General features: G+C 45.6%; 18 protein-coding genes. 11 read left to right on the top strand and 7 right to left on the bottom strand.

Annotated elements, in window-relative coordinates; all coding sequences use genetic code 11:
* Positions 1–25: 25 nt before the first annotated feature.
* From EHS89_RS00820 to EHS89_RS00830, 3 genes are all read left to right on the top strand, one after another.
* Positions 26–1,540, top strand: coding sequence for a DEAD/DEAH box helicase (locus EHS89_RS00820; RefSeq protein WP_124924210.1), 1,515 nt, complete (start codon positions 26–28; stop codon positions 1,538–1,540).
* 116 nt (positions 1,541–1,656) lie between these two features.
* Positions 1,657–2,601: a ketopantoate reductase family protein gene (locus EHS89_RS00825; protein ID WP_124924211.1), complete on the top strand. Its 945-nt coding sequence runs from the start codon at positions 1,657–1,659 to the stop codon at positions 2,599–2,601.
* Between the two features lie 56 nt (positions 2,602–2,657).
* Positions 2,658–3,002 (top strand): HopJ type III effector protein, encoded by a 345-nt coding sequence (locus EHS89_RS00830; protein WP_124924212.1) that lies wholly within the window; start codon positions 2,658–2,660, stop codon positions 3,000–3,002.
* Positions 3,003–3,917: 915 nt separating this feature from the next.
* Here EHS89_RS00830 and EHS89_RS00835 read toward each other — a convergent pair.
* From EHS89_RS00835 to EHS89_RS00855, 5 genes are all read right to left on the bottom strand, one after another.
* A complete protein-coding gene (locus EHS89_RS00835; RefSeq protein ID WP_229753521.1) occupies positions 3,918–4,721 on the bottom strand; it encodes a sulfite exporter TauE/SafE family protein in 804 nt (267 codons plus the stop codon).
* A gap of 79 nt (positions 4,722–4,800) precedes the next feature.
* Complete coding sequence (locus EHS89_RS00840) at positions 4,801–6,363, bottom strand: SulP family inorganic anion transporter (RefSeq protein ID WP_124924213.1); 1,563 nt, start codon at positions 6,361–6,363, stop codon at positions 4,801–4,803.
* 86 nt (positions 6,364–6,449) lie between these two features.
* Positions 6,450–7,007, bottom strand: coding sequence for a nucleoside deaminase (locus EHS89_RS00845; RefSeq protein WP_124924214.1), 558 nt, complete (start codon positions 7,005–7,007; stop codon positions 6,450–6,452).
* Positions 7,008–7,023: 16 nt separating this feature from the next.
* Positions 7,024–8,082 (bottom strand): DNA polymerase IV, encoded by a 1,059-nt coding sequence (gene dinB, locus EHS89_RS00850; protein ID WP_124924884.1) that lies wholly within the window; start codon positions 8,080–8,082, stop codon positions 7,024–7,026.
* Between the two features lie 82 nt (positions 8,083–8,164).
* Positions 8,165–8,446, bottom strand: a complete 282-nt coding sequence (locus tag EHS89_RS00855) for a helix-turn-helix domain-containing protein (RefSeq protein WP_124924215.1) — start codon at positions 8,444–8,446, stop codon at positions 8,165–8,167.
* Positions 8,447–8,941: 495 nt separating this feature from the next.
* Here EHS89_RS00855 and EHS89_RS00860 point away from each other — a divergent pair, with 495 nt between their 5' ends.
* The 3 genes from EHS89_RS00860 to EHS89_RS00870 all read left to right on the top strand — a co-directional run bounded on the left by EHS89_RS00860 (position 8,942) and on the right by EHS89_RS00870 (position 11,046).
* Complete coding sequence (locus EHS89_RS00860; protein WP_124924216.1) at positions 8,942–9,130, top strand: hypothetical protein; 189 nt, start codon at positions 8,942–8,944, stop codon at positions 9,128–9,130.
* Positions 9,131–9,616: 486 nt separating this feature from the next.
* A complete protein-coding gene (locus tag EHS89_RS00865; RefSeq protein ID WP_124924217.1) occupies positions 9,617–10,330 on the top strand; it encodes a VWA domain-containing protein in 714 nt (237 codons plus the stop codon).
* An 11-nt stretch (positions 10,331–10,341) separates the two neighbouring features.
* Positions 10,342–11,046, top strand: coding sequence for a DnaJ domain-containing protein (locus EHS89_RS00870; protein ID WP_124924218.1), 705 nt, complete (start codon positions 10,342–10,344; stop codon positions 11,044–11,046).
* Here the strand turns inward: EHS89_RS00870 and EHS89_RS00875 are convergent.
* Positions 11,038–12,420: a hypothetical protein gene (locus EHS89_RS00875; RefSeq protein WP_124924219.1), complete on the bottom strand. Its 1,383-nt coding sequence runs from the start codon at positions 12,418–12,420 to the stop codon at positions 11,038–11,040. The genes EHS89_RS00870 and EHS89_RS00875 overlap by 9 nt on opposite strands.
* Positions 12,421–12,562: 142 nt before the next feature.
* Between EHS89_RS00875 and EHS89_RS00880 the strand changes: the two genes are divergently transcribed.
* The 5 genes from EHS89_RS00880 (at position 12,563) to EHS89_RS00900 (ending at position 17,354) form a co-directional block, all read left to right on the top strand.
* Positions 12,563–13,432 carry a fumarylacetoacetate hydrolase family protein gene (locus EHS89_RS00880; RefSeq protein WP_124924220.1) on the top strand — a complete coding sequence of 290 codons (870 nt, stop codon included), beginning with the start codon at positions 12,563–12,565 and terminating at the stop codon, positions 13,430–13,432.
* A gap of 226 nt (positions 13,433–13,658) precedes the next feature.
* On the top strand, positions 13,659–14,024 hold the full coding sequence (locus EHS89_RS00885) for a hypothetical protein (protein WP_124924221.1): 366 nt from the start codon (positions 13,659–13,661) through the stop codon (positions 14,022–14,024).
* Positions 14,025–14,102: 78 nt separating this feature from the next.
* Positions 14,103–15,473, top strand: a complete 1,371-nt coding sequence (locus EHS89_RS00890) for a sensor histidine kinase (RefSeq protein WP_170167374.1) — start codon at positions 14,103–14,105, stop codon at positions 15,471–15,473.
* A gap of 1 nt (position 15,474) precedes the next feature.
* Positions 15,475–15,981 (top strand): hypothetical protein, encoded by a 507-nt coding sequence (locus EHS89_RS00895; RefSeq protein ID WP_124924223.1) that lies wholly within the window; start codon positions 15,475–15,477, stop codon positions 15,979–15,981.
* 2 nt (positions 15,982–15,983) lie between these two features.
* The gene (locus EHS89_RS00900) at positions 15,984–17,354 is read left to right on the top strand and encodes a sigma 54-interacting transcriptional regulator (protein WP_124924224.1); all 1,371 of its coding nucleotides are present in this window, start codon (positions 15,984–15,986) and stop codon (positions 17,352–17,354) included.
* Here EHS89_RS00900 and ybaK read toward each other — a convergent pair.
* Positions 17,351–17,824 (bottom strand): Cys-tRNA(Pro) deacylase, encoded by a 474-nt coding sequence (ybaK, locus tag EHS89_RS00905; protein WP_124924225.1) that lies wholly within the window; start codon positions 17,822–17,824, stop codon positions 17,351–17,353. The two genes, EHS89_RS00900 and ybaK, sit on opposite strands and share 4 nt — an antisense overlap.
* Positions 17,825–17,839 lie beyond the last annotated feature (15 nt).

Genomic DNA, 17,839 nt, shown 5'->3' on the forward strand with positions numbered 1-17,839 from the left:
GACACCTCAGCCATAGAGAAACTGCATGAAATTTACCGATCTGGGCCTATCGGCACCTGTACTTAAAGCAATTGCCGATAAAGGTTACGAGACTCCTTCCCCCATTCAGGCGCAGGCAATTCCTGCCGTACTGGAGGGTAAGGACCTGATGGCTGCAGCTCAGACCGGAACCGGAAAAACGGCGGGCTTCACTTTGCCGCTGCTCGAATTGTTAAGCAAAGGTGAAAGAGCCAAAGGCACCCAGATACGCGCCTTGATTCTGACCCCTACCCGGGAGCTGGCAGCGCAGGTTGCAGACAGCGTAGAGACTTACGGGCAGAACCTGCCTATGCGCTCAGCTGTTGTTTTCGGCGGCGTGGGCATCAATCCCCAGATGATGAAGCTACGCAAAGGCGTGGATATCCTGATAGCGACACCCGGTCGACTGTTAGATCTATACAGCCAGAATGCGGTTAGATTTGATCGTCTGGAAGTACTGGTACTGGATGAAGCTGACCGTATGCTGGACATGGGTTTTATCCATGATATCAAGCGAATCATTAAGCTACTGCCGACCAAACGCCAGAACCTGATGTTCTCTGCCACTTTTTCAGACTCTATTCGCACCCTGGCCAAAGGGCTGGTTAATAACCCAGTCGAAATCTCAGTTACCCCTCGCAATACAACTGCAACAACGGTTAAGCAATGGATCTGTCCGGTTGATAAAAAACGTAAAGCGGCACTGTTTACGTCCCTGCTTAAAGAACATCAATGGCATCAGGTATTAGTTTTCACCCGCACTAAACGTGGCGCCAATCAGCTGGCTCGTCATCTGGAGGGGGAAAATGTAAGAGCCTCAGCCATCCATGGAAATAAGAGCCAATCGGCCCGTACCAAAGCCCTGACAGACTTTAAAGCTGGCAAAGTACAGGTTCTGGTTGCGACTGATATTGCCGCTCGGGGTTTGGATATTGATCAGCTACCTCAGGTAGTTAACTTTGATCTACCGAATGTGGCTGAAGATTATGTTCACCGTATTGGCCGTACCGGCCGCGCTGGCGCCACTGGCCAGGCAATTTCTCTGGTGGCTGCCGATGAATTCGATCAACTTTCAGCAATCGAAAATCTGATCGGTAGCCTGCTAGAACGCGATGAAGTACCGGGCTTTCTACCTCAGCACAACCTACCGGAGTCCCGACTTAATACACGCTCCCGTAAACCTAAAAAACCGAAAAAGCCTAAACAGCATCATTCGGAGCATAAAGATGGACAGCGCTCAGGAGATATCGCACGAGGCCATAAACCCGCTGGCAAAAACAAGCGCCATCGAGCTAACGGGAATACCCAGGATTCAGCCAAAGGCAACAACAGCGGTCGCTCCCAGAATAACGCTAAAAAACCTTCAGGTGGACAAAAGCCCACTGGTAATAGCAGTAGCCCACAGGGAAACCGACGTAGCAAGCCTGCAGCAAAAGCATCAGGCAACAGAGCCGGTGGCAACAGTTCATCAACGGGACGTAACCAGGCGAATCGTAGCAAGCCCGGCACAGCTGGACGTTAAAGAAAACCAGAGACTGGTTTAGCGCAATCATTGATCCCAATTGCGCTAAACCTGACTCACTGGAAATTAGTGCTATGCTCTGAGAAAAATCACGATAACTTCTCAGAGAGATAATTATGCGTTTTTTGATTATTGGCGCCGGTGGTATCGGCTGTTACTACGGTGCACGGTTACAACAAAAAGGGCACCAGGTTTGTTTTCTTGCCAGAGGTGAGCATCTTAACGCGATGCGAATATCTGGTCTTAAAGTTCAGCACGAAAATCTAAACTTTCATGAAAAGGTCGATGCAACCGACCTGAACGAACTCTTGCAGCATCGAAGTTGCAAAGAATTCGATATGATTCTTCTCTGTCTCAAAACCGGTGCTACGGAATCGATTCTTAGTCAGTTACAAGCCTGGCTAAAGCATTCAGACACCCCGGTTCTATCACTGCAAAACGGTGTTGATAACGAACCTCTGATAGCAGATATTCTGGGGCAATACCGCACCATTGGAGGCCTCGCTGTCCGTATTGGAGGCCATATTCTCAGCCCCGGCGAAGTTGAAGCCAAAGGCCCTGCCCAGGTCATTATGGGTAGTTGGCCCAATCATTCTGAACCAAGAGTTTTCAGTCCCGATGCACTAAAGGTATATGCAGAAACCTTTAACGAAGCAGGTATCCCAACTACCATCTCCGCAGATATTCGCTATGAGTTATGGCGAAAATTATTGATTAATAATGGCGTAAACCCACTATCAGCCCTGACCCGCCTAGATACCAGAAGCCTTACCTCTCACCCGGTTTTCGGCAAAACCGTTTACCGGATGATGCAAGAAGTCGCAGCGGTGTCTATCGCAGACAATGTCATTTTATCAACCCAGGATATAGATGAGATGTTTAACCTGATCAGTAACTTTGATGCGATAAAAACGTCAATGCTGGTTGATAAAGAGAAAGGCCGCCCCCTGGAACTGGACGGCATCAGTGGTGCTGTGATAAAACGCGCAGCACAATTAAAAACAGAAGTACCTAATACCGAACTGGTACAGGCGCTGTTATTACAACAAGAATCAGACTAACTGAGTTCTCATAATTTTACTCATAGCTATAAACACTTTTACAACAGGAGTCATGAATGGATCTGCAACAATTTATCCAGAACCTCAAACAAGATAACAAGCCGGATTTTGAAGATACAATGGCGGTTATCGAAGCTAACTATGATTACTCTCCCGCCCGCTTTAGTAATGGTGATCTGATCAACGCTGCCGGCACCAATGAAGGCTCATGTAAAATTTTCGCCTTTGCCCGAATGAACAGCCTGTCAGAAGAACAAACATTAAACTGCTTTGGCCGCTTCTACCGTCAGGACGTTTTGGAGCATCCTGAAGCAACTGATCACGGCAATATCCGTAACTTCATGGTACATGGCTGGGGAAGCGTTAGCTTTGACCAAGCCCCCCTAACAAAAAAGTCGTAAGTTAAAGATAATATAGGACTTTTTCCTATATCTAAAAAACGGCATGATTAGCATAATTACTTTCGTTGGACCGACATCTCTTCAGGGAATTGAAGAACAACTAACTGACACGGAAGTAAGAACGCGATACGGATATTATCTATTGGCAGGACGCTAACTGATATTTCGCGACAAAATTTCTAAGGATAGAAAGCCTCTTTCGGGATTGCGAAGAGGTAACATTACGGATCGATACTTAGTTAGTTAGAAAAGAGCTCAGGGAACTGAAGCTCTTTTTTTTTGCTTTTTCAAACCCGGTAACTGTTCCAAATATGTGACAAATTAGGAATTTTTCCTATATCCAATTGCCGACAGAGAGCCGATAATTCTAATCGTTGGACCGACATCTCTTCAGGGAATTGAAGTACAACTGGCTGACAAGGAAGTAAGAACGCGATACGGATATTATCTATTGGCAGGACGCTAACTGATATTTCGCGAAAAATTTCTAAGGACGGAAAGCCTCTTCCGGGATTGCGAAGAGGTAACATTACGGAATGACACTAGCTGGTTAGAAAAAGAGCTCAGGGAACTGAAGCTCTTTTTTTTTAACATTTTTTATTTTCACCGTGGCAACTGTTTCAAATAAGTGACAAATTAGGAATTTTTCCTATATCCAATTACCGACAGAGATCCGATAATTCTAATCGTTGGACCGACATCTCTTCAGGGAATTGAAGTACAACTGGCTGACAAGGAAGTAAGAACGCGATACGGATATTATCTATTGGCAGGACGCTAACTGATATTTCGCGAAAAATTTCTAAGGACGGAAAGCCTCTTTCGGGATTGCGAAGAGGTAACATTACGGAATGACATTAGCCGGTTAGAAAAAGAGCTCAGGGAACTGAAGCTCTTTTTTTTGCGCTCAAAACCTTAGATTACCGAACTGATCATCTTCAGAGCCAAGCCCAATAGCAGAACAGCAAATACCTTTTTCAGAATAGGTACAGGCAGCTTATGCGCAGCATGTGCGCCGACAGGGGCCATCATAAAGCTCATAACCGAGATTAGTACTACTCCAGGCAGATACACAAAGCCAAACACATAAGGTATATCCAGCCCTGCACTCAGACCATTTACCATATAACCAATAGTGCCTGCTACAGAAATCGGCAGCCCGATAGCGGCCGACGTACCTATCGCTTTCTTAACATCAACGTTATGCCAGCTCAGATAAGGAACTGTAATGGTTCCACCACCAATTGAAACTAAAGCTGAAATACTGCCAATAATACCCCCAGCGGCAAACAAGCCTCCCGCCCCAGGCAACATGCGCGATGGCTTTGGCTTTTTATTTAAGAACATCTGAGTTGAGGCGAAAACCAGAAAGCAGGCAAAAAAGATAGCCAAGAAAACAGAGCTGAGAACCGAGGCCAGAAATGTTGCGAGAAATGCCCCGACCAGAATTCCTGGTGAAATCAGCTTAACCACATCCCAGAGCACACCAGCCTTTTTATGATGGGCCCGCATACTGGATATAGAAGTAACAACAATCGACGCCATAGAGGTACCCAGCGCCAGGTGAACGACACTCTCAGACGGTAAGCCCTGCCAGACAAACAGTGAGGTCAGTACTGGTACCATAACCAACCCACCACCAATACCTAGCAATCCAGCCAGGAACCCAACTATTGTGCCTAACACAATAAAAGAGACAATCAGTTCTGCTTCCATCATTTTAATCCGTCAGATATAAAAAACCGCGATCATTGTCGCGGTTTTAAAATTTAACACAAGTACCAGTCAGTTTTGGCCCTTAAGCCAACTTATCATCAGCAACTTTATAGTCAGGATCTTCAGCACGGTTCATCTCGACTACTGATCCGGCTTTCTCTAATAGCCTGATACACTCGGGGCTCAGATGACGGATATGAATATCAATATCCGCTTTCTGATACCGCTCAACCAACGAATCTATCACTTCAATACCTGAGTGATCCATCACCCTACAGTTAGCAAAGTCGATAATGACTTCCTGTGGATCAAACTTAGGTGTGAAGTTATCACGAAAAGCCTGCACAGAACCGAAGAACAATGGTCCGTGTGGTTTATACACTTTCAGGAAACCGTTATTCTCAAGGCTGGTTTCAATGAGCATATGCTTAGCATGCTTCCAGGCGAATACCAACGCAGAAACAATAACACCTACAATAACGGCAATCGCCAGATCAGTCAGCACCGTTACAACAGTTACAGTTACAACCACAATTGCATCAGAAGGTGGAATCTTACGCATCATGTTCAGGCTGGCCCACTCAAAGGTACCAATTACAACAATAAACATCACGCCAACAAGTGCAGCAACGGGAATCATCTCAATCCAGCTCGAACCAACCAGAATAAAGAGCAGCAGGAACAGCGCTGCAGAGATACCCGACGCCCTTCCGGTACCGCCAGAGCTGATGTTAATCATACTCTGACCAATCATGGCACAACCGCCCATACCACCAAAAAAGCCAGTAACGACATTGGCAACACCCTGACCAACACACTCTTTATTACCGCGACCCCGGGTCTCAGTAATTTCATCAATAAGCGACAGCGTCAACAACGATTCAATCAGACCGATAGCCGCCAGGATCAGGGCGTAAGGTAAGATAATACGCAGGGTTTCAAGGTTAATTTCAACCATAGGAATGTGGAACTGAGGCAGGCCGCCAGCCATAGTAGCCAGCGGATCACCGGTCATATCAATCAGTACATCCTGCACACTACGGGCAGATTCTATATCCATCCCGATAACTATGGCGGTAACGGTCAGAATAGCCACCAGCGTGGAAGGTACAGCTTTTGTCAGCTTTGGTAAAAAATGAATGATTGCCATTGTCAGAGCAACCAGCCCCAACATGGTCATCATCTGTTCACCCTGCATCCAGCCAAGTACACCGTCTTCATCGGCGATCTGGAACTGTTTCATCTGCGCCAGGAAAATAACTATCGCCAGACCATTTACAAAGCCCAGCATCACCGGGTGAGGGACCATTCGGATGAACTTACCAAGCCGGAAGGTACCTGCCAGTATCTGGAATATACCCATTAGCACCACAGTAGCAAACAGGTATTCGACGCCATGTAAGGCTACCAGGCTAACCATCACTACAGCTAGCGCACCGGTCGCACCGGAAATCATCCCAGGGCGTCCACCTATTGAAGCCGTAATTAAGCCAACCAAAAAAGCCGCATACAGGCCTACCAGAGGGTCAACTCCTGCGACAAAAGCAAAGGCTACAGCTTCCGGCACCAGCGCCAAAGCCACAGTGAGACCTGAAAGCAGATCGGCCTTCATGCTTTGAGAACGTTTATAAATCAGCTGCAGCATAGGACTGTTTTTCCTGAGTGTCTAAGAATTGAGGCTGGCGTAAAAAGTGCGCGATTATATCATTGTGCAGCTGCACACAACAGGGGTCAGGAACCTATATGCATGAATAGTTTATGGCGTAGATTAGCCAGATTCATGGCAGCCAGATCCTCAGCAATTTTTAGTACCGGTTCAGAAACATGGGCTCGATAATGGTTTTGCAGTTGCACCAAATTTCGCCATGCTGGAGGGTAGCTGTTCAAACGGCTGATCATTCCGCCGTCTGAATCATTAGCGATAAATCTGACCGAACCAATACCTGAGAGCAACAAGCGGGAAAGACACATAGGGCATGGTTCAAGGCTAACCAGCATTGTCAGCTGAGCCGGACTATGACCTAAACTCCCCTGCTCCAATTGATCGATCAGAATCATCTCAGCATGAGCGCTACTGTTATAGCCCTGACTAAACACCCGATTCTCTGCCTGAGCAACAACCTCTCTCCGTTCATTAAGCAGCAAAGCGGCAACTCCATAGTTACCTTGTTCATAGGCATCTAAAGCTAATCGACAGCATTTCAGCGCATTCTCATCATCTAAATAATCAGGGTTCGGATTTGTCGACGCTAACCGTTTTATCAATCCCTCAATCGATTTATCGCTCATCACAACCTCCAGCCTTTCACTCTATTAGTTTAAGCTGCTCTGCCTGTTGCGGGTTTCTTGGCTGCAACCGGTACCCAACACCGATAAGCCTTACCGGCTTTTCGCCACGCTCCCAGGCTTGCTGACAAAGGTGCTCATAAAGTGCAAGCGGGCACTCCGATGTTGACTGTTCCATTGTCGTCTGGGTGAAATCAAAGAATTTTAGTTTTATAACCGCGCCAGCAACGTCTCTCTTTTCCCGGTGCTTGGCATATCGCTGCTCCAGCTCAGCCAACATCCCCGGCAATTTATCCAGGCAGCTATTCAGATCAGGCAGATCAATAGAAAAAGTGTGCTCTACGCTGATCGACTTGCGCTCGCGATTTTGTCTGACCGGACGGTCATCCTGTCCTCGGCTTAGCTCGTATAAGCGTTTACCAAAACGACCAAATCGATTAATAAGCTGAGCAAGACTCAGTTGACGCAAATCACCGCAGGTCTCAATATCCATCTGCTGTAATTTTGCCGCCGTTACTTTACCGACGCCAAAAATCTTCTTAACCGGCAATTGCAATACAAAACTATCAATCTGGTTAGGCGTAATTACCCATATACCATCGGGCTTATTCCAGTCACTGGCAATCTTGGCAAGAAATTTATTGGGCGCAATGCCTGCGGAAATAGTAATGCCGACTGTCGTCCGAACCCGCTCACGTATCTCTTCAGCAATCAGAGTTGCACTACCGCCTTTATGGGTCACACCAGTTACATCTAAATAAGCTTCATCTAAAGAGAGAGGCTCTATGCAATCACTATAGTCCCGATAGATCGCCATAATTTTTTCAGACGCTTCGCGGTACTTTGCCATATTTCCGGGAATGACTTTCAAATCAGGGCAAAGTTTTAGTGCCTGCGCTGTAGCCATCGCAGAATGAATACCATAAGTTCGGGCGGGATAATTACAGGTAGATATAACACCGCGGCGATCAGAGGCACCACCGATAGCCAATGGAATGTTCATTAGAGATGGATCATCACGCATTTCGACTGCTGCAAAGAAACAGTCACAGTCGCAATGAATGATTTTTCTCTGGATAGAAGTTTTCACGCGTAGGCTCAGGTAAGAATTATTACCTTAGCCTACTACGAAACACTGTATAAAAAAACAGTTACATTGTTCAGTTTATCGAGCGCTTAATCTTTACAACATTTTGTGACAGCCAGGATGGGTCTATAGCACCCCAACCATCAATCACATAATAACCATCATTATTACGGCGGCCGTCCTGCTTAAAATGTATCTGAATCCCGATACCAGGTATAGCTTTAATGACATCCTGAATTGTGCGTCGGGGCCAACCCGTTTCTGCCATTAGCGCAGGCACACTGGGACGATCGATAGTGGTAACCAGATGAGAAATTAATAAACGGCGTGCAAACGTAGTGTTTAGCTTATCCATAATACACTCTATTCCCTTAGATGAACTGGAAGCTTAAAAATCCTTTTTAATTAGTTTGAAGAATCCGGGCCACAGCGTCAAGTTTGAACGATGAATTTCATTCATTTAAATGTGCTGCATCTAAGGAAGGTGCGAATAAGTCCATTGTTTTCTCTGCGGGCTCTAGAACGGCCTATACCCAAAGGGCATGCTAATGCGCGAAAGACAGTGCAGTGAAATGTCTGGACCTTTTCAAACTGCCTGACAAAGCAGGAGGCCGTTATAGTGCCCGCCCCTTCTTTTTAAAAGAAGGGGGCTTTCAGAGAGACTGAATCTCGCTGTTAACAATTTTCGACGTACAACCAGTATGTCTGTAATTGTTGCCTTGATCTTCAATCTCTCTGAATGCCAGAGGCATAAGGGACTTGTTCGCACCTTCCCTAATCTACACATCAACTTTCTCGCATCTCCGGTTTTTAAACTATTCTGAACAGATTAACCAGGGGGAACAATTAAGTGGAAACGAACAACAGCGATACTCAAAAGCAAAGCCCTGAAAACTTTCACGAACGACGCATCACACAGGATCGGCGACAGGGGCATGATCGTCGAGACGATATCCGCTTTGAAAAAGAGAGGCGTAGCAATCACGGACGACGTAAAGAGGACAAAGATCCCTGGAAGGAATCTCTGGAGTTCGATTAAACCTGGGCCTACGGTCATTTATGCCAGCGTTCTGAATCGGCTTGTTCATATGCTGTAACAAGACGGGCAACTGATTGAAAAATTGTTGCCCCGAAATCAATTAGATTCCTCACCTAACTCCAGGTATCCAGGCCAGACAAGTGATCAAGTAGAACAAAACATCAGCCAAAAACCCACTTCCGGACCCATTCTACCTGCCCCTCAAAAGCACAATACTATTCTGCCCATGTCAGTCGAGCCGGGTCTAATCTTTGTGCAACATAAATACCAGGGTAAAAGCAGCGTTGGTTAATTTGAAAAACCTGAAAGAAAAAAATGAAATTGCTAAATTATTAACTCAGTCTAAAAACGTCCGAATAATCAACAAGGGGGCTGCATGGCCTCCTTTTTTCTGCCAGACTTTAAGGAGGGTACGAATAAGTCTACAGAGAATATAGCGGACTGATCGTATCGACCTTATACAAAAAGATCAGAGGGACCCGGTTAATGAGTGAAAACAAACACCAACTACGCCCTGTTCCTTCAAGTGACAGTGAGATAGAGGCGTTCCTGAAACAGACCCGTCAATTAAGTACTGCAAGTAGTGGAAGTGCTGGCAGACTAATTTTTGCACTGGATGCGACAGCCAGCAGGGAAAGAACCTGGGATCATGCCTGTCACCTTCAAAGTCAGATGTTTCTGGAAACTAAAGAGTTGGGAGGCCTGGCTGTTCAGTTATGTCATTACGGCGGTATCAACAACTTCAGTACCACGCCATGGCTACAGGACACTAACAGCTTACTCAATCAGATGAACCAGGTCCGCTGTTTAGGCGGCCATACTCAGATAGCACGCTTGCTTCAACATAGCCTTACTCAAACACGGCAACAATCGGTTCAGGCGGTCATTTTTATTGGTGATTGTATTGAAGAACCTGTCGATTTTCTTTGCCAGCTGGCAGGCCAGCTAGGGATACACTCAACCCCACTATTTATATTTCATGAAGGCAGCGATATTACCGCAGCCCGTGGCTTTAAACAGATGGCAACACTCTCTGGAGGTGCATATTGTCGCTTCGATAACCATAGCGCAGCTCATCTGAAAACCTTATTAGGTGCGGTTGCCGTTTACGCCAGTGGTGGACATCAGGCATTATTAGACTATTCAAAAAACAGTAGCCCTGAAGTCAGACAACTGACCGACCAACTTAGCAAAAGGTAAGGCTTTCCATAGTGAACCCCATTGTTCTGATTCTTCTGAGTTCAATCATAATTTGCTGGTTTCTCTGGCTTCGAAGCAAGCCTGCAGCCCAGCAGAAAAAAGCCAACCTGATGCTGTTAGTTGCAGTACTGGGGGCCGCACTGTTTTATCTGGCAGTCACCGGAAAGCTACATTGGCTCGGCGTGCTGTTGGCGATGCTAATTCCTTTTGCCAGAAGAATGTTTCCTCTGATACCTATTCTGGGAAGGCTATTTCAGCATTATCAAAGTAACAAACAAACGAAGGGCAACAGCTCTGAGGTAAGCAGCCGTATACTGACTATGACACTTGATCATGATTCTGGAAATCTCGAGGGAACAGTGATTGAAGGCCCACTCAAGGATCGACAGCTAAATAGCCTTAGCGAACAAGAGTTTATCCAGCTGCTAAACTATTGTCGCCAACAGGATCCTCAATCAGCCAGATTATTAGAAACCTATCTTGATAAACGCTTTGGTGATAGTTGGCGATCAGACGATACCGATCAGACCCAAACCAGCGTTTCAGAAACGGATAAGGCTTATCAGATACTTGGGCTAGAGCCTGGTGCTAATCGGGAAGAGATTATCGAAGCCCATCGTCGTTTGATGCAGAAACTGCACCCCGACCGGGGCGGCAGCGATTACCTTGCCGCTGAAATCAACCGGGCGAAAGACCTGTTACTGAAATTACTCTGAAACCATTATTTCATTCAATAGTTGTTCATCAATATTGGCAGGCTTCGCCTGAAAGTCGAGAACGACAGGGACTTTAATATGACTAACCGACTCTATTAATGAACTATTGATAACTAAAGCTGCGCCCTGGCTAACCGAAGGCTGCTGATTTACTGAAGATTCAGTCCCCTCTGAAGCACCTGTTTTTTGAGATGCGCCTGAGTTTATTGAAACCGCCGCTTTTATCGAGTCTGTACCCGTAAGCAGAGTCCCCTTTCTATCTGTAGACACGCCCAACTGTCTCCCACCAACCAATCCAGCATTATGCCAGCGCCTGAACTGCCGCCCCTTAACCAGATGATCGACCGATGAGGTTAACAGTGTCAGTGAATTATCCAGCTCACGCCGAAATAACATAACAAACTCTTTTTGTTGTTGATTCCGCATACTCAGAATTAACTTTCCTGACTCTAAGTACTGCCAGGTCCCCCGTTCAATCAGCGTTTTCCCGGTATGAGCCCGCCGGACTAACTGCACTTTCTTATCTGATTTCAACTTGAGCAACTGCTGTGATTCAGGGTTGTCCTGTAGCCAGTAGAGACCACTTATCAATTCAGAAGAAGAGTGTCCTTTGCGGGCACAACCACGATATGTCTGACCAAAGAACAGCATTTCAACACTGTATGCCAGTATCGACCCGTTAACATCATCGATACAGCGCCCAGGTGTAATACTTATCTCCAATGGTTGCTTAACCGGCGTCCGCTCACGGTAGACAGTTTTTTTCTGGACTGGGTTTTGCTGGAAAGAATCTTGTTCAAAAGAGTTTTCACTGCTCTTTTCATCACTCATTTCTATTTCTAGTTGCGGCTCATTCCGTAGATCAACACTAAGTTGTTCTGTAAAAAATGTATATTTTCCAAGTGGATTAATACTTTTGACAATGGTCATTTCAGACGCTACATCTGCCACCCAATACGGAGAACTGCTGGCAGCCCGAAACTCAAGGCCTTCTAATCTGAAATTACAGGTATCTTTGGTTCCACCTACCACCTTTAGCGCTTTGACAGCTAAAACATTATTCTGAGCCGGATCGATGCTACCGGTTAATTCAGCATACAGTTCAACCGACTCTCCAGAGGTCAGCCGTTGATAAACAGACATAATTTCATTACCTGAGCTGTAATCAGCAACAGGCCACCAATATCGTTCGTTACAAGGCTGATACCAGAGTTGCTGACCCTGAAATAGCAGGACGCCCGCAAGCTCAATGAGAGGTTGAGATTGAGGAAACTGTTTCTTATGAGCCGGGGTACAGGCACCAATAAGAACAGACATCAGTACCAACATCACAGATGTAGCTACTTTAACGAAATAGCGGGGGCACAATCTCATAGATCAGTCTGTTTCCTTGTAGATATCATTTGGACCCTTTAAAGATCAATAGCATACCTTGGTAGCTACATCCCATAAAGTGATCTGCCCTATAGAATTCTGGTACAGTTATCTTCGATCAGACTAACTGAAGACGTTAAAAATGAAACTTGCAAGATTCGTATATTCTGGACAAGAACACCTGGGCATCGTACATGAAGACAGGGTGTACCCACTGCCCGCAGATCAATTTCCTTCAACAATGCCGGACCTTCTTTATCAATTCTCCGACCTGAAACAAGCGCTTGAACAACAGTTGAAATCAACTGAAGGTAGCCTGGCTTTAAATCAGGTACGCTTGTTAGCTCCTATTGCTGCTCCAGAAAAATTTATCGGTGTTGGCTTAAACTATGCTGACCATATCGCCGAGACAGGGCTTGATACCCCTGACTTCCCAACCCTGTTCAATAAACAATCCAGCTGTGTAACTGATCCTGAAGCCCCTATTTTCAGGCCAAACATCTCAGAAAAACTGGACTATGAGGGCGAGTTGGCACTAGTTATCGGCAAATACTGTCGAAATATATCAGCAGATCAGGCTAAAGATGTTATTGCCGGCTACACCATCGTTAATGATGTATCAGTGCGAGACTGGCAAATTAAGTCTCCTACTTGGACACTAGGCAAATCATTCGACAGCCATGGTCCGATGGGCCCCTGGATAGTGACAGCAGATAACATTGACCCACATAATCTTGAACTCAAAACATGGCTCAACGAAGAACTTCGACAGCAGTCTAACACCCGCCACCTGATCTTTAACTGCTATCAACTGATAGAAACACTTTCATCAGTCTGCACATTAAAGCCCGGCGATGTGATAGCCACAGGCACCTGTAGCGGTGTCGGGGTAAAAATGAAACCCCGGGGCTATATGAAACCCGGAGACAGAGTCACAATAGAGATTAGTGGAATCGGCAGTTTATCCAACCCGGTAGAGCAAGAACCTTGTTCAAACAGCTTTATCCGTTAGCCTTATGTCGTCATTCCATAACCATCTAACCATCTGTTTTATATACTCTTTTTCTGATCAACTATTTTATAGTCGCATTTAGGAGACATATATTGCTAATTAGATCATAATATAACAGGTTAGAGAAAAAACGTAATAGACATAACCAATTGATATATATGGATTATATATATATTGGACCGATATCTGCATAACCGTGCAAACATTCATATATCGGGGAAATAATATGCGTTTTGCAACTGTGTTATTAGCAATGACCTTCACAGCAACATCGGCTCAGGCTGAGCAGTCTGTTTCTATAGAACCGCTGACAAATATTGAAATTATTGAACATATCAGGTCAGAGCTTCCTAAAGATGCAAACATAATGGAGCGAACGCATGCACTTTCTATGTTTGATTCACTTGATGCTAACCGCGATGAAGAGGTTACTTTGACGGAGATGCGCCGCCATCCAACACTGGCGAACACATTTCATCAACTTGACCTTAATAATGATGGCGTACTGAACCGCAGGGAGATTCAGCCTCTTCAGGATGAAGTAAAAGGCCTGAGGACAATTCTGACTCTGTCTGCGTTACGTATCATCTAACACGATACTCCCAGGGACTTATTTGCTATCAATACAATGAATACATCCGGTGTTTCTTCCTTAAGAACCCGATCCCTGATGCAACTGGTTGTACTGGCATTTATTTTAGTTGTTGCACCTTTAGGGATACTAATTTATCAGGCAACTGACTCTATGGTTACGCTGTCACAGCAAGGCCGAGAGTATGCCAGAGAGGCGCTTGATTTCTTAAACCGTAGTCAGAAGCTGAGAAGCCTGTCTCAGGATCTTGTTCGTTCATCAAAACAATTTGTCGTTGTGAAAGAACCTGAAATAGAACAACGTTATCGCAACCAGCTGAACGAATACAAAGAACTAGTACAGCTTCATACCTTTCTGATCGAATCGGATAACATCAGTGAGATCTACAGCTTAATCAATGATCTTGAGCTACAGCCGGTAGATTCAACCTCCAGTGAGCAACTCACCAGACTTATTCCCCTGAGCCAGAATCTGTATGAAGAAACGCGGATAAAACTGGTTCAGCGACTTGAATCACTCAACGCAAAAGCAGAACAACAACAGAATCTGCTCTGGCTACAAGCAGGATTACTCATAACGCTCTCGACCATCCTTATTCTGTTTTTCAGTATTCGCATTACCCAGCCAGTAAAAAAATTAATGCAGCGCATCCAGGCACTTGGCCATGGACAGTTAGATACCACTGAATTCTTTCAGGGCCCTAAAGAGTTTTTGGAATTGAATCAGCAGCTGGAATGGCTAGAAACTCACCTGCAAATGCTGGAGCAGGAGAAACAGGCTTTTTTACGACATATGTCTCATGAGTTGAAAACGCCTCTGACAACCCTGAGAGAAGGCACAGACCTGCTTGCAGAAGAGTTAGCCGGTCCTCTGACCGAAAGTCAGCGAGAAATCATTTCTCTGATGCAACAAAATAGCATTTCTCTTCAATCACTTATCGAACAATTACTTGATTACAACCGATTACAGCATAGCAGTGAACATGAGCTTCAATCTCAGCCAATAATCCCTATAATAAACGAATCATTAGCATCACATCAGCTACTGTTAAAGCAGAAAGGTATTGCGGTTACCCTGCCACAAGAGGAATGTGAATGGTCGGTTGATATCGGATTATTACTCAGAGCCTTAAGTAACCTTATTTCAAATGCTGCTGTATATGGATTCCAACGAGGGGAGCTAAATATTTCTTTACTGGCACAAGACTCTGATCTGACATTAGAAGTAGGAAATACCGGCCCCGAAATTCCAGAAACGGACCTTGAACAGCTATTCGATCCCTTCTACCAGGGCGTTAATAAACGCCAGGGCTCAGTTAAAGGATCGGGAATCGGCTTAAGCATTGCCCGTGAAGCGATCAAAGCAATGGGCGGAAGTCTTGTGCTGCACAAAAATAATAACGGGTATGTCAGCTTTATGATTACCCTGCCAAAACAGGTTTCAGTTTAAAATGTATAAAACCCTGCTAGCGACATGTTTAACCCTGAGTATTACTGGCTGCCAGTTTGATCAGGCACTTATACAGCCAGGTCCTGCACCCGCATGCTCACCTCTTGCTAATAAAATTGACCACTGGCTAACACTGGAAAGTCAGTATCAACAAGCGGAACCGGAAAAAAAGAGCTTAATGTTAAAACAATTCACTGAAATAAAAGATACAGCAACACTCGCTCTTCTGTTGAGTCAGCCTGATAGCAACACCGCCCAGCTAAAAACATCTATCGCGCTGTTTGAAGACCTGAAACTTACAGATGAACCAAGTTGTGATGCAGAACAATATCTTGCGGTTCGCTACCAATATACTCAGTCAGTTATGATTTTGCAGAGGGCATTAAATAATGCCGATGCAGAGCGAAAAAGGTTAAGAAAAGTGCGTGATAAGATGTCACAACAGATAGAAGCTTTAACCCGAATAGAAAAAGATCTTTCCACACATAATGACGGAGAGGAGAACTAAGTATGAAGTCTGCTCAACCACTTATTCTGATCGTTGATGACGATGCGGGCATTCTTAAAGTACTAAGCTTGAGACTAAGCGCCTCCGGCTTTCGTATTGATACCGCCAGCTCCGCTCCTGAAGCGCTACAACGGGTTAAATCTGAAACCCCGGACTTGGTACTTAGCGACCTTAGAATGGATGGTATGGATGGAATGGCGCTGTTCGAAGCGATTCAGGAAGACCATCCTGCCCTGCCTATGGTTATCATTACTGCACATGGGTCTATTCCGGATGCGGTTTCCGCGACCCAAAAAGGCGTATTTGGTTTTTTGACCAAGCCGATCGATAAAGATCAGTTACTTCGCACCATTAACTCCGCACTGGAGTCTGCCCATCAACAGGACGACAGCTGGCGGAGCGCGATAGTTACCCAAAGTCCGCTGATGAACGAACGGTTGAATCAGGCTGAACGAGTAGCAAAATCCAATGTCAGCGTACTGATTACCGGCCCGAGCGGTACCGGTAAAGAGCTCATGGCTAATGCCATACATAAGGCCAGTAATCGAAATGAAGGCCCTTTTATCGCGATAAACTGTGGCGCTCTACCTGAACAGTTACTCGAATCAGAACTCTTTGGCCATGCCAAAGGTGCATTCACCGGCGCCGTCAATCAGCACGAAGGTCTGTTTCAGGCAGCACAGGGGGGAACGCTGTTCCTCGATGAAATTGGTGATATGCCTACTACCCTGCAGGTTAAGCTACTCAGAGCCATTCAGGAACGTATTGTTCGCCCGGTCGGCTCAACTCGCTCCATCGAAGTTGATGTCAGAGTGATCTCAGCCACCCATCGGAATCTGGAAACAGCGATGGAAGATGGTGAATTCCGGGAAGACCTGTACTACCGACTAAACGTCGTTAACCTGGATCTACCTCCGCTACGTGATCGCCCAGAAGATATTCCACTGCTAGCTCGTTACTTTGTTGAGCAGTCTGCCAGACGCCACAATCCAAAGGTAAAAGGAATTTCACCTGGAGCACTTCATATACTGGCGCAGGCAGCATGGCCCGGCAATGTTCGTCAGCTGGAGAATGTTGTTGAACAGACCGTTGCTCTTTCGGGCTCACCTATCATCAGTGAAGGGTTGGTTAATCAGGCTATTGCCAATCAGGACCGGGTCATCCCATCATTTAATGATGCCCGCGCCAGCTTTGAGAAAAGCTATCTGACTAAGGTAATGCATATCACCGCAGGGAATGTGACTCAGGCGGCTAAAATAGCGCAACGCAACCGTACTGATTTTTATAAACTGCTGAATAAACATGACCTTGAATCTGCACAGTTTAAAATATCACCCAAAAATACGGCGCAAAACCATAAAAAAGCCGGCTAAAGTCCGATCTCGGCCAGCTGACCTCCGGTCAGCTGCAGCAGATCGTTTGGGCTAAGTTCAATTTCAAGCCCCCTTTTACCGGCACTTACATAGATGGTTTCCTGACTTGAAGCACTGGCATCTAACAGGGTGGGCAAGCACTTTTTCTGACCCAATGGGCTGATCCCTCCCACCAGATATCCGGTCATTCGCTGTGCTTGCAGCGGATCAGCCATCATAATCTTTTTGGCTTTCAGAGCATTGGCAACGCCTTTCAGATTAAGCTTTCCTGATACAGGCACAACAGCGACTGCCAACTCTTTCTGATCACCATTAATGGCAACCAGCAATGTTTTAAAAACACGCTCAGGTTCAATATTTAAAGCGATTGCAGCCTCTTCGCCATAAGATTCACTCTTAGGATCGTGTTTATACTGGTGGAGACTGAATTCGACTTTAGATTTTCTTGCCAGATTAATAGCCGGAGTCATTTCTGAATTTTACTT

Origin of the sequence: Amphritea balenae, from assembly GCF_003858655.1 — a bacterium.
Lineage (GTDB): Bacteria > Pseudomonadota > Gammaproteobacteria > Pseudomonadales > Balneatricaceae > Amphritea > Amphritea balenae.